At 44.5% G+C, this 15,711-nt stretch carries 13 protein-coding genes; 3 read left to right on the top strand and 10 right to left on the bottom strand.

The features are described from left to right. Positions 1-237: 237 nt before the first annotated feature. From D1151_RS16700 to D1151_RS17080, 3 genes are read right to left on the bottom strand one after another with little or no spacing between them, the layout of a single operon-like run. A complete protein-coding gene (locus D1151_RS16700) occupies positions 238-417 on the bottom strand; it encodes a hypothetical protein (RefSeq protein ID WP_202620439.1) in 180 nt (59 codons plus the stop codon). A 5-nt stretch (positions 418-422) separates the two neighbouring features. Further along, a complete protein-coding gene (locus D1151_RS14285) occupies positions 423-962 on the bottom strand; it encodes a GNAT family N-acetyltransferase (protein WP_161909346.1) in 540 nt (179 codons plus the stop codon). A 1-nt stretch (position 963) separates the two neighbouring features. Next, entirely contained in the window at positions 964-1,092 is a 129-nt protein-coding gene (locus tag D1151_RS17080) for a hypothetical protein (protein WP_279261871.1), read from the bottom strand. Between D1151_RS17080 and D1151_RS17390 the strand changes: the two genes are divergently transcribed. From D1151_RS17390 to D1151_RS17385, 3 genes are read left to right on the top strand one after another with little or no spacing between them, the layout of a single operon-like run. After that, entirely contained in the window at positions 1,091-1,276 is a 186-nt protein-coding gene (locus D1151_RS17390; RefSeq protein ID WP_160202893.1) for a transposase, read from the top strand. The genes D1151_RS17080 and D1151_RS17390 overlap by 2 nt on opposite strands. Further along, the gene (locus tag D1151_RS16910) at positions 1,270-1,641 is read left to right on the top strand and encodes a transposase (RefSeq protein WP_161909345.1); all 372 of its coding nucleotides are present in this window, start codon (positions 1,270-1,272) and stop codon (positions 1,639-1,641) included. Before D1151_RS17390 ends, D1151_RS16910 begins: the two co-directional genes overlap by 7 nt. Continuing rightward, a complete protein-coding gene (locus tag D1151_RS17385) occupies positions 1,637-1,771 on the top strand; it encodes a transposase (RefSeq protein ID WP_161909352.1) in 135 nt (44 codons plus the stop codon). The genes D1151_RS16910 and D1151_RS17385 overlap by 5 nt, the downstream gene beginning before the upstream one ends. A gap of 182 nt (positions 1,772-1,953) precedes the next feature. Here D1151_RS17385 and D1151_RS14270 read toward each other — a convergent pair whose 3' ends face one another. The 7 genes from D1151_RS14270 to rpoB all read right to left on the bottom strand — a co-directional run bounded on the left by D1151_RS14270 (position 1,954) and on the right by rpoB (position 15,661). Beyond that, complete coding sequence (locus D1151_RS14270) at positions 1,954-2,700, bottom strand: aspartate/glutamate racemase family protein (protein WP_161909344.1); 747 nt, start codon at positions 2,698-2,700, stop codon at positions 1,954-1,956. A gap of 78 nt (positions 2,701-2,778) precedes the next feature. Further along, positions 2,779-4,146 carry an MATE family efflux transporter gene (locus D1151_RS14265; RefSeq protein WP_160202896.1) on the bottom strand — a complete coding sequence of 456 codons (1,368 nt, stop codon included), beginning with the start codon at positions 4,144-4,146 and terminating at the stop codon, positions 2,779-2,781. After that, positions 4,127-5,764: an amidohydrolase gene (locus D1151_RS14260; protein WP_161909343.1), complete on the bottom strand. Its 1,638-nt coding sequence runs from the start codon at positions 5,762-5,764 to the stop codon at positions 4,127-4,129. Before D1151_RS14260 ends, D1151_RS14265 begins: the two co-directional genes overlap by 20 nt. 17 nt (positions 5,765-5,781) lie before the next feature. After that, positions 5,782-6,900, bottom strand: coding sequence for an alanine dehydrogenase (locus tag D1151_RS14255; protein WP_161909342.1), 1,119 nt, complete (start codon positions 6,898-6,900; stop codon positions 5,782-5,784). Positions 6,901-7,152: 252 nt separating this feature from the next. Next, a complete protein-coding gene (locus D1151_RS14250; RefSeq protein WP_160202899.1) occupies positions 7,153-7,692 on the bottom strand; it encodes a GNAT family N-acetyltransferase in 540 nt (179 codons plus the stop codon). Positions 7,693-8,153: 461 nt separating this feature from the next. Then, on the bottom strand, positions 8,154-11,978 hold the full coding sequence (gene rpoC, locus D1151_RS14245; protein ID WP_161909341.1) for a DNA-directed RNA polymerase subunit beta': 3,825 nt from the start codon (positions 11,976-11,978) through the stop codon (positions 8,154-8,156). A gap of 17 nt (positions 11,979-11,995) precedes the next feature. Beyond that, entirely contained in the window at positions 11,996-15,661 is a 3,666-nt protein-coding gene (gene rpoB, locus D1151_RS14240) for a DNA-directed RNA polymerase subunit beta (RefSeq protein WP_161909340.1), read from the bottom strand. Positions 15,662-15,711: the final 50 nt, after the last annotated feature.

The following is a 15,711-nucleotide window of genomic DNA, read 5'->3' as shown; positions in this document are numbered from 1 at the left end:
CATTATACACAATTTGAGCGAAAATGCAAGACTTTTGCATGTCTTCAAACAGGGCAAAGGCATGAAAAAAGAAATGTGACAAATATTCGTGATTCTTTTATTTTTGTCAACATCAGAAACCGTTCTCAGACTGACGGAAAAATCTCTTGAAGAGTGTACAAAAGGAAACGCCGTAAACCTGTCAAACTCCACTTATAAAGACAGCCGCCCTTTTCGCTAGGCGGCTGTTAATTATTCTTAATTCTTTAGACATCCCACCGGCACTACATAAATTCCATCCTGCCTTCGGTAAGCATAATCACCTACGCCAATAAGAATCATTAAAAAAGCCGGTTTTTTCATTTTATCTGTGTCTATTTTTTTCGGCGTGTTGGCATAATTTTTTTCGGCGTGTTGGCGTTTTTCCAGCTTATTCACTGCATTCATTTACCATATCGCTCAAAGTATTCCTCTGCCAGCATGGACATCAGATGCACGTCGTAAAGCACTCCATTCTTCCTGCAATTCTTTCTCAGCACGCCCTCGTACTGAAATCCCAGATTCAGATACAGAAGCGCCGCTGGATTTCCCGTATAATGATCCAGATAAACCCGCTTCATGCCAAACTCCTCAAAGCACAGCTTCATAGCCGCTTCCATCGCCTGCCTTCCGTAGCCTTTTCCACGAAGCGCCGTATCCGCAATGTAAATCCGCCAGATTTCACACTTCCAGCCTTCTATGATATCGCCAAGAATAATTCTTCCCACCGGCTCACCGCTCTTGCGCAGACAAATAGTGTACTGGCGCATATCCTCTACTTCATCAAACTTCACATAAGCCTTGGTCACATCTTCAAAGCTTTGCCCATCAGCAATGCTGAAAAACTCCGTTACTGCAGGCTGCCTTTCCCATGGGTCAAAATACTTTAAATCCTCAAAAACGCTGTCGCGTATGATTAAGTCCTTGGTTTCAATCGGGTTCATATCAATTTTCCTTTTGTTGAGACAGTGCACTCTTAATCAAATACTCCATCCCTGCGGGCATATCATAATTTCCTTCCGCTCCGGCACCAAAGAGAAACGCTATCTTACATCCTGTATTTTTCTTTTCCATGAATTTCCTCAAACAACTATCTTCCTTTCAGCATATTTCAAACCCAAAAGAAAAGAAAGTACTGGACATCCTGCCAAACAGAAAAACCGATGCCCTATACCAATACTTTGCAAGATATCCAAACCGAAACAACGTAAAATACGTCGTCATAGATTTAGGCACACTATTCAGAAGCGCGTGGTAAAAACAGCATTTCCAAAAGCAGAAATCGTCGCCGACCGATTCCATGCCCTGAGACTTGCCATTTACGCGTTAGAACAAATTCGCAAAGAAGTCCAAAAGAACTTCCACACAAAACGAAGAAAATACTTTAAACATGCCAGAACACTCCTCATCAAACACAAAGAGAAACTGGAGCCAGAAGAACTCGAACAAGTATCCAATATGCTCACACTATCCAAAGAACTAGCCCTGAAAGAACTGGCGTATGACCGATTTGCTTCCCCAGATATCTATACCGCAAAGAAAAGACTACTAGCCTTTAAAATGGCGGTACAAGCAGCAAACCTAGCCCGTTCAACAAAGTTGCCTATGCCTACACAGAATTGACGTACCATTTTCCAACGGATATACCGAAGGCTGCAACAATCCAATCAAAGTCACCAAGAGAGTCACTTATGGCATGAGAAACTACGAAAGATTTAAGAAAAGAATTCTCCATACTATGGTTCAATATTAAACCAAAGGAGACAGCTTTATCACTGCCTCCTCAGTCACTTAAATTTTTTATTTTGCGTTCCACCCCAACATTTTACATTGAACCTGAAATACTGCAAACCTAAAAGCAAGCCTCTATCTGCAGGTCTGATTAGTCTAAAACTGGCTCCAGTACTTATTTTATGATTATAAAGTATTCATCCCTCAGCTGCCCATAAAAGTAGAAATTTCTACCAACGAAACTTCCCCCAGTGCTGCAGCCACCATACTCATCATAGAACTAAAATCAAACACAGGGAGCCCTGTTGCTTCCTGAATTTTCCTTCTAAATGGCGGCAAATCCGTACATTCGAGAAGAATTGCCCCCATATTCGGGCAGTTTTTCACCCCTTGCTTTACCTCCTCTAAAATTTCCTGCTCTACCAGTTCTGCCTCAAACATCTCGTCTGGATTGGTAAAAATCTTATTCCATTGCGGTGCTCCTTCAAGCCCCATCACATGCAAAGCAGTATCTTTATCAACTCCACATGCCGTAAAGTGTTTCCGCGTTAAAGCCTTTCCGTTTGCTGTCAAAACACCAATGGGTCTATCCCCAATCAAATTTTTGATAAATGGAATTTGCAGCAGCGCAGAGGTAAATACGGGCACAGGCACCGCTTTACTAAGCTCAGTTTGAAACACTGCATTAAATCCACAACTTGTAGTAATTGCCTGAATCCCTTCCTCCTCCACCAAGCGCCTTGCAATTTCAATCATGCCTTGCAAAAGTTTCTGACTGGGATTCGTAATCACTGTTTCGGTACAGGCCCCCTCGACATGAATCATTCGCACCTCAAAGGGGTAGGACGCAGGATTAGTACTGTTTCCTGGCAAATTTTCCAACTGCAGCAACCCCATGGGTACTCGTCCTTCCTCCCATCGTAAAATAGCAATTTTGGGTTTTTCATTCATTTCTGATACCTCTTCTATTTTCTTTACTCTTTCCTGTAATTCAGCTCACTGTCTCATGTCCTAAATTGTAACAATGAATTATGTCATTATTCTCATCCATTTCTTTCCATAAAATCTGCGATAGCACCAAATCACTTTCAGAACATCCCCTATAGCTACCATGAGCATCGCATAAGGCAGCGACAACTGAAACAGCAATACAGCCACAGCCGCCATGGTCACCTGCGCACCCAAATTAAAAGCAAAATCCATAACCATGCAAAAAACTGTATCGCCACCGGCGCGCAAAACCCCACAGACCAACATATATGCCAGCATCTTTGGCGCCAATGCAATCGTCCATGCCAACAGGGCATCACATAAAAGCTTGGTCGTTTCCGGATTAAACTGATACACTGCCGCCGCCGGACCTCGAGCAAGAACCAAGATAACCGCCATAATTATATTGATAAACCAAGTAAGTCTTATCGCAATTCTCGCCTGATTGTAAGCTCTATCCGTCTCTCCGCTACCGAGGGCATTCCCCACTAGCACAGCCGTCGCATTGCCAAGACCAAAGTAAACCGACTGCAAAAATTCGCTGATGGTATTTGCTACCTGTGTTACCGCCAAAGCCGATGTTCCCAACTTTCCATATATAGAAAAAATCGCAGACATTGAGACTGCCCAGCCTCCCTCTGTTACTACAACCGGCACAGCGGTTTTCATAACTGTCAAAAACTCCGATCGTCTAAAATTGAATAGTTCCATAGGCCCAGCTCTAAAAACATGAGACTTTTTTGTGTATACATACGTAAACAATGTAGTACATTCCATAGCTCTCGCCGCGACCGTCGCAATTGCTGCACCTTTAACACCCAGCTGCGGTAACCCCATATATCCATAAATCAGCAGATAATTCAAGCTAGTATTAATCGCCAAGGCTGCACCGTTGATTACAGTTGGCATCAGTAAATCCTGAATCGCACGGGAATTATAGTTGATAGAAAAAGACAGCGCAGCAAACAAGTAGGAAAAACATGCAATCCGTAAATACTGCGTCCCCAATTCTACCACCTTTGGGCTGCTGTCAAAAATTGAAATCAGCTGCGGTGCCATAAAAAATCCACAAAGGGTAAAGAGACAGGCAATTACAAATCCCACTACATAATCCATTCCCAAAATTTTACGGATGCGGCCGATATCCCCGGCGCCAAAGTACTGCGCTGTATAAATTGCCGCACCACTGTACAGTCCGTAACACATCGTAGAAAAGATAAAATAAACTTGATTTGCCGCTCCAACTGCCGCTAATGCCTCTTCTCCAACCAGACCAATCATCAGCGTGTCCACCAAATTTAAACCAATGCTGATTAAATGCTGTATCACTACAGGAATCGCAATAATCAATACTTTTCTGTAAAACTGCTTTTTTTCCTCCTCGTAATTAAGATGTTGCATTTGCATATACAATCCTTCCATCCACTATCGTCATTGCTACGGAAATCTCCTTAATCCTTTCAGGGGAGACTGAAAAAATATCCTCATCAAGCACAACCAGATCAGCCAGCATGCCAGGAAGCAGTCTCCCCTTGCAATCCTCTTCCCCTGACATTCGTGCCGCCATAAAGGTATAACCATCGACAGCTTCCTCAACAGTAAGCGCCTCTTTCGGATACCATCCAGCCTTCGGTTCTTCATCCAAGTCTTTTCGGGTCACAGCTGCATATATGTTCAACATTGGATTGAAGCTTTCAACGGGGCAGTCAGTTCCCATTGACATCTCTATCCCCATATCCTTCATTGTTCGCCAATGGTAACTGGTTTTGATACGCTCAGCACCCACCCGTTCTTCTGCCATATGAAGATCGTATTCAATGAAAATAGGCTGAATATATGCATATATTCCAGCTGCAATCATCCGTTCACATAAATCATCGTTTAATATCTGGGCATGAATCAATCCATGGCGCGGTTTAATCCCAGGATATTTTTTCTGCGCTGCTTCAACAGCAGAAATTGCCTGTTCACAAGCAGCATCGCCGATGCAATGCATCACTACACCTGTTCCCATTCTATGTGCCCGTTCCACTACTTCAAATAATCGTCTCTCATCACGATAAACAGCAAATCCCTGATTACCGGGATCATCACTGTAATCTTCCAAAAGCCACGCTGTCCTGGACCCTAAAGAGCCATCAATATATAGTTTCACTGTATCAAGTCTATAAAAGTTGTCCCCCTCTCCTAACCGAAACCCAGCTGCCAGAAATTCATCAAAACGCCGTAAATCTGCCAGCGCACATTGCTCACTCACTCTTACATTTAATTGATTTTCTGCAATCAGCTGTCTGTAAGCAGCGATGATATTTCGGAAATTTCTTCCCGGCAGCGTATCAAAGTCATCTGTCTGCATAGATGTAATCCCTACCCGACTCGCATCCTGACAGGTTCTTAAAATCATTGATTTAATTGCCTCTATATCTGGTTCTTCAATCTGATTGTAGACCAGATTCATCATCTCAGCAATACTGCCTGTCGGCTCACCCATCTCATCCACCTCATAATGTCCATCATGTGGCTGCGGCGTATTCCGATTCAGACCGATTACTTCCATTGCTTTCGTATTCAGCGCAGAAATATGTCCGCAGATGCGAACCGCATATATCGGATGTTCTGTTGAAATCTGGTCCAAATCTTCTTTCGTTAAATTTCTGCTGTCATCCCAGTTATCATTATTCCATCCGGCTGCTCCCACCCATTGTCCTGGTGGAATCTGATTCTTTTCAATATGGGTGCGAATAATTTCCTTCACGCTATCACGAGAATCTACTCCTTCCAAATCTGCAATGGTTTTTCCATAGCCATAACTCAGCAAATGCAAATGGCTGTCATTAAATCCAGGCAGTACCACTTTACCTTCTAAATCTACCACTGCCTCCAGTTCTTCCTCGTGCATCAGCGCCAAAATCTCCGCATTAGTCCCTACTTCCGATATGCGATTTCCATCTATTGCAATCGCCTCGGCTACCGTTCTTTTATCATCAAGACAATGTATGCGACCATTGATGAGTGCTCTTCTCATTTCTGCCCCTCCCAGATTTAAAAAGTTTCCACAAGCTCATTCGGATTTATGAATTCAATGCCATATTTTTCTGCGGTTTCCAACAAAGTAAGCTGTCCTTTATAAGTTGTAAGTCCTCTACGCAATCCTGCATTTTCTTTAAGTGCCCGTTCCACACCCTTTTGCGCAATTTCTATGACATATGCAAGAGTTGCATTGGACAAAGTAACCGATGCAGTCTTCGCAAAAGCAGATGGAATATTGTCAACTGCGTAATGCGTAATACCTTCTTCAACATATATCGGATCAGCATGACTGGTACTTCTGCAAGTTTCAATAGCCCCGTTATCATCACAGGCCACATCTACAATCAGCGCACCTGATTTCATGAGTTTTAAATCCTCCCTGTAAATCAAATGGTCTTTTCTGGTCTTATCCCATAGTATGCAGTTGATAATAACATCAGAGTTCTTCAAACAACGTTCTAAATTTGCTCTGTTGGAGTACAGCAGTTCTACGTTATATGGTAAACGGTTTCTAGCATTTTCTATAATTTTAGAATTAACTTCCAAAATCTGCACCCGATTTCCAAATGCTGCCGCCAGTTCTGCAGCACCCATGCCACTGACTCCTGCCCCAATAATCGTTACAGCCGGACTCTCTACACCAGATACATTGTTCAGCAAAACCCCTTGTCCGCCATGCACACTCTGGCTAAAATGAAGCGCTGCCAAAAAACCTCCCTTACCTGCCAGCTCACTCATCGGTGCAAGAAGCGGGAAGGTTCCATCCGATGCAATCACATCCTCATATGCAATACTGGTGCAGCCTGATGCCAGTAAATACTGCGTCTGATCCAAATGCGCATTGGAGTGTATATAAGTAAAAATAATCTTTTTGTCATTGATATATTGGTACTCTTCGGGAAAAATCTCTTTAACTTTATAAATCAGTTCTCCTTTATTCCAGGCTTCTTCTTTTGCTACAATTTTAGCACCTGCCGCCTCGTATTCCCCATCAGTAAAATGGCTTCCCAGACCTGCACCTCTTTCTACCAAAACTTCATGGCCTCTTCGCACCAGCTCTCCCACCGTTGTTGGCGTAGCTGCCACTCTGTTTTCATAAGGTTTGATTTCTTTTATTACACTAATAATCATTTTGCCTCCTCCTTTTTTCATCATGTTCCTTTTACTATTATTAAAGAAGCAAAACACATGCCAAAGATAAGCAACAGCCAGACCTCCTGCCTTCACCACGCCACACAAAAGCCATATTCCCTGCAATCTCCCCCTTTTCACCTCCGTCACCCTCTTCCCTTTTTCCGAAATAAAATTCGTTTTCGCCGAAAATCACTCTCCACATTTATAAAAAAAAATTGACAACGTCAATTTTTTTTCTTACCACTATACTTATAAGTTCTTATTTCTAAAATACTCCTCCGCCAGCATGGACATCAGGTGCACATCATAGAGGACGCCGTTCTTCCGGCAGTTCTTTCGCAGCACGCCCTCGTACTGAAATCCCAGATTCAGATACAGGTGCGCCGCTGGATTTCCCGTGTAATGATCCAGATATACCCGTTTCATCCCAAAATCCTCAAAGCACAGTTTCATGGTCGCTTCCATAGCCTGTCTGCCGTAGCCTTTGCCGCGAAGTGCCGTGTCCGCAATGTAAATCCGCCAAATTTCACACTTCCAGCCTTCTATGATATCGCCAAGAATAATTCTTCCCACCGGCTCACCGCTCTCGCGCAGACAAATAGTGTACTGGCGCATATCGGCAGCCTCATCAAATTTCACATATGCCTTGGTCACATCCTCCAGACTCTGCCCGTCCGCAATGCTGAAAAACTCCGTTACTGCAGGCTGCCTTTCCCATGGGTCAAAATACTTTAAATCCTCAAAAACGCTGTCGCGTATGATTAAATCTTTGGTTTCAATCGGGTTCATATCCTTTCTCCTTTCAGAATTCACCGCCAAATCTTTTCCCTAAATTAATTTCAATATATCGCACAATTCCTATTAAGTCAATAAAAATGACTGGCTCCCAATTTAACGCTAATGATTCCACGATACTCCTTCCTCATGGCAAAATGCATATTTTTAAAGAAATCCCCGCAAATATGCACATCAGTCTGCATATTTGCGGGGATTTTGCATTATATATGCATATTTTTCACTGCGAACCGGTAATCGCGTTGCTATTTCAGAGTATTTTATTGGCGAAAATGCATATGAGAGGAAAAATTGCCAAAAATATGCAGATTCCTTCAGGACGTTATGCATATTTTAGGTCTTTTTTACGAATATATGCACAGGCGGCACAGAACGCACTAACAAAAAGGAGCTACCTCCTCAGATCAACCTAATTGGTCAACCGTACAAGTAGCCCCTTTACAATATCCAGTCTCTTATTCTAATTCAATCAGCTCGGATTCTTCCGGTTCCAGCACCAATGCTGTATCCATTTCCATAATACCCTCGTTAGGCATGCTCATCAAATCCAAATCTTCTGCGCTTTCATCATCCATCGCTTCCACGTCAGCTTCAGCTTCTAACAGGGCCTCTTCCTGCATACGAGTATATTCACGCATGAATTCCTCATTTACACCGTAATCCACGTCAATATTTTTGTAACGCTTCATACCGGTTCCTGCAGGAATCAGCTTACCGATGATAACGTTTTCCTTCAGACCCATCAGCTTATCGTTCTTGCCCTTAATTGCGGCATCAGTCAGAACCCTGGTGGTTTCCTGGAAGGATGCTGCAGACAAGAAGGAGTTAGTTGCCAGAGAAGCCTTGGTAATACCAAGCAACATCTGTTTCGCTTTTGCAGGTTCGCCGTCTGCTGCAAAGGCAGCTTCGTTTGCTTCCTTGATTTCAAACTTGCTGTACAGACCACCCGGAAGCAGATCCGTATCGCCTGCGTCTTCAATCTTGAACTTGGAAAGCATCTGGCTTACGATAACCTCTACGTGCTTGTCGTTGATATCTACACCCTGGTTCTTATATACACGCTGCACTTCCTTGAGCAGGTACTGATATACGCCCTCAACACCGTTGAGTCTCAAAATATCGTGCGGGTTCAAAGGACCGCTGGTGATGTTACCGCCGGCAAGGATATAATCGTCCTTCTTTACGGCAAGTCTTGCGCCATAAGGCACAACGTAAGTCATATCTTCTCCGTCATCGCTTCTTACGATAACCTCTGTCTTATTGTCAGTTCTAGGCTGAATATCGATTACTCTGCCGTTTGCCTCGCAGATTTCTGCAAGACCCTTTGGCTTTCTAGCCTCGAACAATTCCTCTACTCTCGGAAGACCGTGGGTGATATCGGAACCTGCAACACCACCGGTATGGAATGTTCTCATAGTCAGCTGTGTACCCGGCTCACCGATGGACTGTGCCGCAGTGATACCGACAGATTCACCGATATTAACCTCTTCACCTGTTGCCAGGTTTCTTCCGTAGCATTTTGCACAAATACCGGTTCTGGAGTGACAAGTCATAACGGAACGGATTGCAACGGAGTCAATGCCTGCGTTGACAACATCCATTGCCTGTTCATCGCTGATTTCCTCGCCCTGTTCAACAATGATTTCCCCGGTCTGCGGATTTACAATGTCAAGAAGCGCAGTTCTTCCTGCGATACGCTGATTCAAAGGTTCGATGACTTCTTTACCGTCGGTAAAGGCTCTAACCTCCACACCCTCGTCAGTGCCGCAGTCAAATTCCCTAACGATAACGTTATGAGATACGTCAACCAGTCTTCTTGTCAGATAACCGGAGTCGGCTGTACGAAGCGCTGTATCGGCAAGACCTTTACGAGCACCGTTGGAAGAAATGAAGTATTCCAAGATTGAAAGCCCTTCACGGAAGTTCGCCTTAATTGGAATTTCTACAGTCTTACCAGTTGCGTTCGCCATCAGACCACGCATACCGCCGACCTGTCTGATCTGGTTCTTACTACCTCTGGCTCCGGATGTTGCCATGATGTTCAGATTGTTCTGCGGATCCAAAGATTCCATCAGTGCGTCTGCTACATCATCCGTAGTCTTGTTCCAGATTTCAATAACTTTATCGTATCTTTCAGAGTTTGAAATCAGACCCATTCTGAAAGCTTTTTCGTATTTGTCAACTTCTTTCTGAGATTCTGCTACGATATCCCATTTGTTGTCAGGAATTTTCATATCGTCGATACCGATTGTAACGGCAGCCTTTGTGGAATAGTGATATCCCATATCCTTGATATAGTCAAGCATGATAACAGTTCCAGTATTGCCATGTGCTTTGTAGCACTTATCGATAATCGCACCCAGCTTTTTCTTGTCGCAAAGGAAGTCAACTTCCAAGGAATACGGGTCAACATTTCTGTCAACAAAGCCGAGATCCTGCGGAATCTGCTGGTTGTAGATGAATCTTCCCACAGTGGATTCAACCAGATGTCCTCTCTGGTCATTTTCGCCAAGGTACATTCTAACCTTTACCTTAGCGTGGATATCAACGATTTCATCCTGATATGCCATCAGCATTTCATCAAGGTCAGTAAATACTTTGCCGTCGCCCTTTTCCGGTACACGCTCAAAGCCTGCGGCCTTGTGCGCTTCAGAAGCTTTTCTGTCGTTAAATTCGTCTTTATCATAGGAAACCTTTTCCTTGCCGTCAACGATTTCAACCTTTTTGCAGGTGCCCGGATAGGTCAGATAGTACGCACCCAGAATCATATCCTGTGTCGGCGTAGTGATTGGGGAACCATCCTTCGGCGCCAGAATGTTATTGATGGATAACATCAAGAATCTGGCTTCTGCCTGTGCCTCTACGGAAAGAGGTACGTGCACAGCCATCTGGTCTCCGTCAAAGTCAGCATTGAACGCTGTACATACCAGCGGGTGCAGCTTAATTGCCTTACCTTCTACCAGTACCGGTTCAAATGCCTGGATACCCAGTCTATGCAGTGTCGGCGCACGGTTCAGCATTACAGGGTGTTCTTTGATGACACCTTCTAATACATCCCATACTTCCGGTCTTACTTTTTCTACCATTCTCTTGGCGTTCTTAATATTGTGGGCATAGCCCTGTTCAACCAGTTCTTTCATGATGAAAGGCTTGAACAGCTCCAGCGCCATTTTCTTAGGCAGACCGCACTGATAGAATTTCAGTTCCGGTCCGACTACGATTACAGAACGTCCGGAGTAGTCAACACGCTTACCCAGCAGGTTCTGTCTGAAACGTCCCTGCTTACCCTTCAGCATGTCGGACAAAGATTTCAGCGGTCTGGAGCCAGGACCAGTAACAGGTCTTCCTCTTCTGCCGTTGTCAATCAGAGAGTCTACAGCTTCCTGCAGCATTCTCTTTTCATTTCTGACGATAATGTCAGGTGCGCCCAGTTCCAACAGACGGTTCAGTCTGTTGTTTCTGTTGATTACTCTTCTATATAAATCATTAAGGTCAGAAGTTGCAAATCTGCCGCCGTCCAGCTGTACCATCGGTCTGATATCAGGCGGAATAACCGGAATTACTTCCAGAATCATCCATTCTGGCTTGTTTCCAGAAATTCGGAGAGCCTCTACAACTTCAAGCCGTCTTACGATTCTGATTTTCTTCTGACCGCTGGCATCCTTCAGCTTTTCTCTGAGAGATGCAGACAGCTCTTCCAGATCAATCTGAGAAAGCAGTTCTCTAACTGCCTCTGCACCCATAGCCGCTTTAAAGTCATTTCCGTACTTTTCTTTGGCTTCTCTGTACTGCATTTCAGTCAGAATTTCTTTGTAGCCAAGTCCTGTATCGCCAGGATCGGTTACGATATATGCCGCAAAGTAGAGAACTTTTTCCAGGTTTCTTGGCGTAATGTCAAGAATCAGTCCCATTCTGGAAGGGATTCCCTTGAAATACCAGATATGAGAAACCGGAGCAGCCAATTTGATGTGCCCCATTCTCTCTCTTCTCACCTTTGCTTTCGTTACTTCTACACCGCAGCGGTCGCAGACGATACCTTTATATCTGATTCTCTTGTACTTACCGCAGTGACATTCCCAGTCCTTCATAGGTCCGAAAATCTTTTCGCAGAACAGACCGTCTTTTTCCGGCTTCAGGGTTCTGTAGTTGATTGTCTCCGGCTTTGTTACTTCGCCGTGAGACCATTCCAGAATCTTTTCTGTGGAAGCCAGTTTAATCTGTAAAGATTCGAAATTATTCAATTCGAAATTGTTTGTGTTCTTATTTACATTCTCAGTCAAAGATTTCCTCCCCTTTCTTATAACTCATCATCTGCAAAGTTGCCAGTCATATCGTCGTCGGGGGTCTCTTCTGTGAATCCCTCTGCAAACAATTTTTCTTCACTTTCCAATTCCGTATCTACGTCCATAATGCCGTCGATACCGGAAACGTCATCGTATTCGGATACTTCCTTTATCTGAATTTCTTCGTTGTCCTCAGTAAGCACTCTTACATCCAGTGCCAGTGACTGCATCTCCTTGATGAGAACCTTGAAGGACTCAGGAATACCCGGTTCCGGAATATTTTCACCTTTGACAATTGCTTCATAAGTCTGTACACGACCTACGATATCATCGGATTTTACGGTGAGGATTTCCTGCAGTGTGTGTGCTGCGCCGTATGCTTCCAGCGCCCAAACTTCCATCTCTCCAAAACGCTGTCCGCCGAACTGTGCTTTACCGCCCAGAGGCTGCTGCGTTACCAGAGAGTACGGACCAGTACTTCTTGCGTGAATCTTATCGTCTACCAAATGGTGAAGCTTGAGCATATACATGTAACCTACGGTTACAGGATTGTCAAACCACTCACCGGTTCTGCCATCTCTCAGTCTCAGTTTACCTGTCTCTGAGAAACCACAGTCCTCAAGAAGCTCACGGATATCTTTTTCGGTCGCACCGTCAAATACTGGTGTTGCAATATACCAGCCCTTAGTCTTTGCTGCAAGACCCAGATGCACTTCCAACACCTGACCAACGTTCATACGGGAAGGTACACCCAGAGGGTTCAGCATAACCTGCAGCGGCTCGCCGTCTTCCTTAAATGGCATATCCTCTTCCGGTAGGATACGGGAAATTACACCCTTGTTACCGTGACGACCTGCCATCTTATCGCCTACATTGATTTTTCTCTTAGTTGCGATATAGCATCTTACTAATTTATTGACACCTGGCGGCAGTTCGTCGCCATTTTCTCTTGTGAAGATTTTTACGTCTACTACGATACCAGTTTCACCGTGAGGCACGCGCAGGGAAGTATCTCTGACTTCTCTTGCCTTCTCACCGAAGATGGCGCGCAGCAGTCTTTCCTCTGCGGAAAGGTCGTTCTCGCCCTTTGGCGTTACCTTACCGACCAGAATATCTGTGGAGTCAACCTCTGCACCGATTCTGATGATACCCTCTTCATCCAGATCCTTCAGCGCCTCATCGCCGACGTTAGGAATATCTCTGGTGATTTCTTCAGGTCCCAGTTTGGTGTCTCTTGCTTCTGCTTCGTATTCCACGATATGCAGGGAAGTCAGCACATCATTCATCAGAAGTCTTTCGTTCAGAATGATTGCGTCCTCGTAGTTATAGCCTTCCCAGGTCATGAAGCCGATGAGCAGGTTCTTGCCCAGTGCAATTTCTCCTAGGTCTGTGGAAGGACCGTCAGCGATTACTTCGCCGGCTTCAATGTGTTCACCGTGAGATACAATCGGTCTCTGGTTGATACAGGTTCCCTGGTTGGAACGCTTGAACTTCAATAATTTATATTCATCTAATTCGTTGTTGTCATCTCTTCTGATACGGATTTTGTCAGCGTCAACAAACTCAACAGTACCTGCATTCTTAGCGAGGATTACAACACCGGAATCTCTGGCTGCCTTGTATTCCATACCAGTTCCTACAAACGGCGCTTCTGTCACCAGAAGAGGCACTGCCTGACGCTGCATGTTGGAACCCATCAGGGCACGGTTGGCGTCGTCGTTTTCCAGGAACGGAATCATTGCAGTTGCAACGGATACTACCTGCTTCGGAGATACGTCCATCATGTCTACAACTTCTCTTGCAAACATAGCGATTTCGCCGCCGACACCTCTGGCAGCAACCTTTGCATTGACAAAGTGTCCCTCTTCGTCCAGCGGCTCATTTGCCTGGGCGATAATCAGCAGTTCTTCTTCGTCTGCAGTGATATAACGGATTTCTTCTGTAACCACACCGGTTTCTTTATCTACTACTCTATATGGAGTCTCAATGAATCCATATTCATCTACGATACCATAGGTCGTCAAGGAACCGATCAGACCGATATTCGGACCTTCTGGCGTCTCGATCGGACACATTCTTCCATAGTGAGAGTGGTGTACGTCACGCACTTCGAATCCGGCTCTTTCTCTGGAAAGACCGCCAGGTCCCAATGCGGAAAGTCTTCTCTTGTGAGTCAGCTCCGCCAGCGGATTGTTCTGGTCCATGAACTGGGACAGCTGAGAACTTCCGAAAAATTCCTTGATTGCAGCCGTAACAGGTCTAATATTCATCAGCGCCTGCGGCGTTGTTACCTCAATGTCCTGAATGGTCATTCTTTCCTTAACCACACGTTCCATTCTGGCAAGACCGATGCGGAACTGATTCTGGAGCAGTTCTCCTACAGTTCTCAGTCTTCTGTTGCCCAGATGGTCGATATCATCAGTGCTTCCAATGCCATAATTCAGGTTTAGAATATAGCTGACAGATGCAATGATGTCTTCCATAATAATATGCTTTGGAGAAAGGTCATTCTTTCTTGTCACCAGCATCTGTTTAATCTCATCCTCATCCTGGCACTGTTCCAAAATTTCCATCAGTACAGGATAATATACCTGATCTGCCACTTTCAGATCTGTCGTGTCAAAATCTACATACTGAGACAGCTCGACAAATCTGCTGCCGATTACTTTTGTAATCTGTGTTTCATCATCTTTTCCACGTGCCATTACATATTCAACACCGGCATTTTCGATGTCCTTTGCAAGAGCGCGGCTGATCTTCTGACCAGCTTCCGCCAGGATTTCTCCAGTGTTCGGATCGATAACGTCCTCAGCAACGACAACATCAGGCAGTCTGTTTGACAGCCCTAACTTCTTGTTATATTTATATCTTCCTACTTTAGCAAGGTCATATCTCTTTGGATCAAAGAATAGGGAATTCAGCAGGGATCTAGCGCTGTCCACTGTAGGAGGCTCGCCAGGTCTCAGTCTGCGGTAAATTTCCTTCAGACCACTTTCGTAGTCATTGGTTGTATCTTTCTCTAAGGTCTTCAGCAGTCTGCTGTCTTCACCGAAGATATCAATAATTTCTCTGTCGGAGCTGATACCCAGTGCACGAAGCAGCGTAGTCAGCGGCTGCTTTCTGGTTCTGTCAACTCGAACGGAAATAATTTCGTTGGAGTCTGTCTCGTATTCCAACCATGCACCTCTGTTAGGAATAATCTGGGTGGAATAAAGTTTATTATTAGATTTGTCAGTTTCGACACCGTAGTAAGGTCCCGGGGAACGAACCAGCTGTGTTACGATGACACGTTCAGCGCCATTGTAAATGAAAGTTCCCTTTTCTGTCATCAGAGGGAAATCTCCCATGAACACTTCCTGTTCCTTTACTTCTCCAGTTTCTTTGTTTACGAGTCTTACTCTGACTTTCAGCGGAGCTGCGTATGTTACATCTCTCTCCTTACACTCCTCCTGTTCATACTTCGGAGGATCGTTCAGGGAGTAATCAATGAATTCTAAAATCAGATTATCCGCATAATCTCTAATCGGGGAGATGTCCTCAAAAACTTCTCTCAGACCTTCTTTGATAAAAGCATCATATGAACTGGTCTGGATGTCAATGAGATTTGGCATCTGACCAACTTCATTGATTTTTGAGAATGTCATACGGTCTTTTCTACCTACTTTGATAGGTTTTGGCATATTTATCACTCCTTATATCTTCACAGTTTACATTTGCGTGGCAGTCTATT

Source organism: Emergencia sp. 1XD21-10, from assembly GCF_009936045.1.
Taxonomy (GTDB): Bacteria; Bacillota; Clostridia; order Peptostreptococcales; family Anaerovoracaceae; genus Senimuribacter; species Senimuribacter intestinalis.
This window is presented reverse-complemented; position numbering and strand designations above follow the sequence as displayed.

What these genes read in the sequence shown, in the direction of transcription:
- D1151_RS14285 (WP_161909346.1), bottom strand. Translation starts at nt 962, where the DNA reads ATGAACCCGATTGAAACCAAGGACTTAATCATACGCGACAGCGTTTTT.
- D1151_RS17080 (WP_279261871.1), bottom strand. Translation starts at nt 1,092, where the DNA reads ATGGAAAAGAAAAATACAGGATGTAAGATAGCGTTTCTCTTTGGTGCC.
- D1151_RS14255 (WP_161909342.1), bottom strand. Translation starts at nt 6,900, where the DNA reads ATGATTATTAGTGTAATAAAAGAAATCAAACCTTATGAAAACAGAGTG.
- D1151_RS17390 (WP_160202893.1), top strand. Translation starts at nt 1,091, where the DNA reads ATGAATTTCCTCAAACAACTATCTTCCTTTCAGCATATTTCAAACCCA.
- D1151_RS14260 (WP_161909343.1), bottom strand. Translation starts at nt 5,764, where the DNA reads ATGAGAAGAGCACTCATCAATGGTCGCATACATTGTCTTGATGATAAA.
- D1151_RS14270 (WP_161909344.1), bottom strand. Translation starts at nt 2,700, where the DNA reads ATGAATGAAAAACCCAAAATTGCTATTTTACGATGGGAGGAAGGACGA.
- D1151_RS14250 (WP_160202899.1), bottom strand. Translation starts at nt 7,692, where the DNA reads ATGAACCCGATTGAAACCAAAGATTTAATCATACGCGACAGCGTTTTT.
- rpoB (WP_161909340.1), bottom strand. Translation starts at nt 15,661, where the DNA reads ATGCCAAAACCTATCAAAGTAGGTAGAAAAGACCGTATGACATTCTCA.
- D1151_RS14265 (WP_160202896.1), bottom strand. Translation starts at nt 4,146, where the DNA reads ATGCAAATGCAACATCTTAATTACGAGGAGGAAAAAAAGCAGTTTTAC.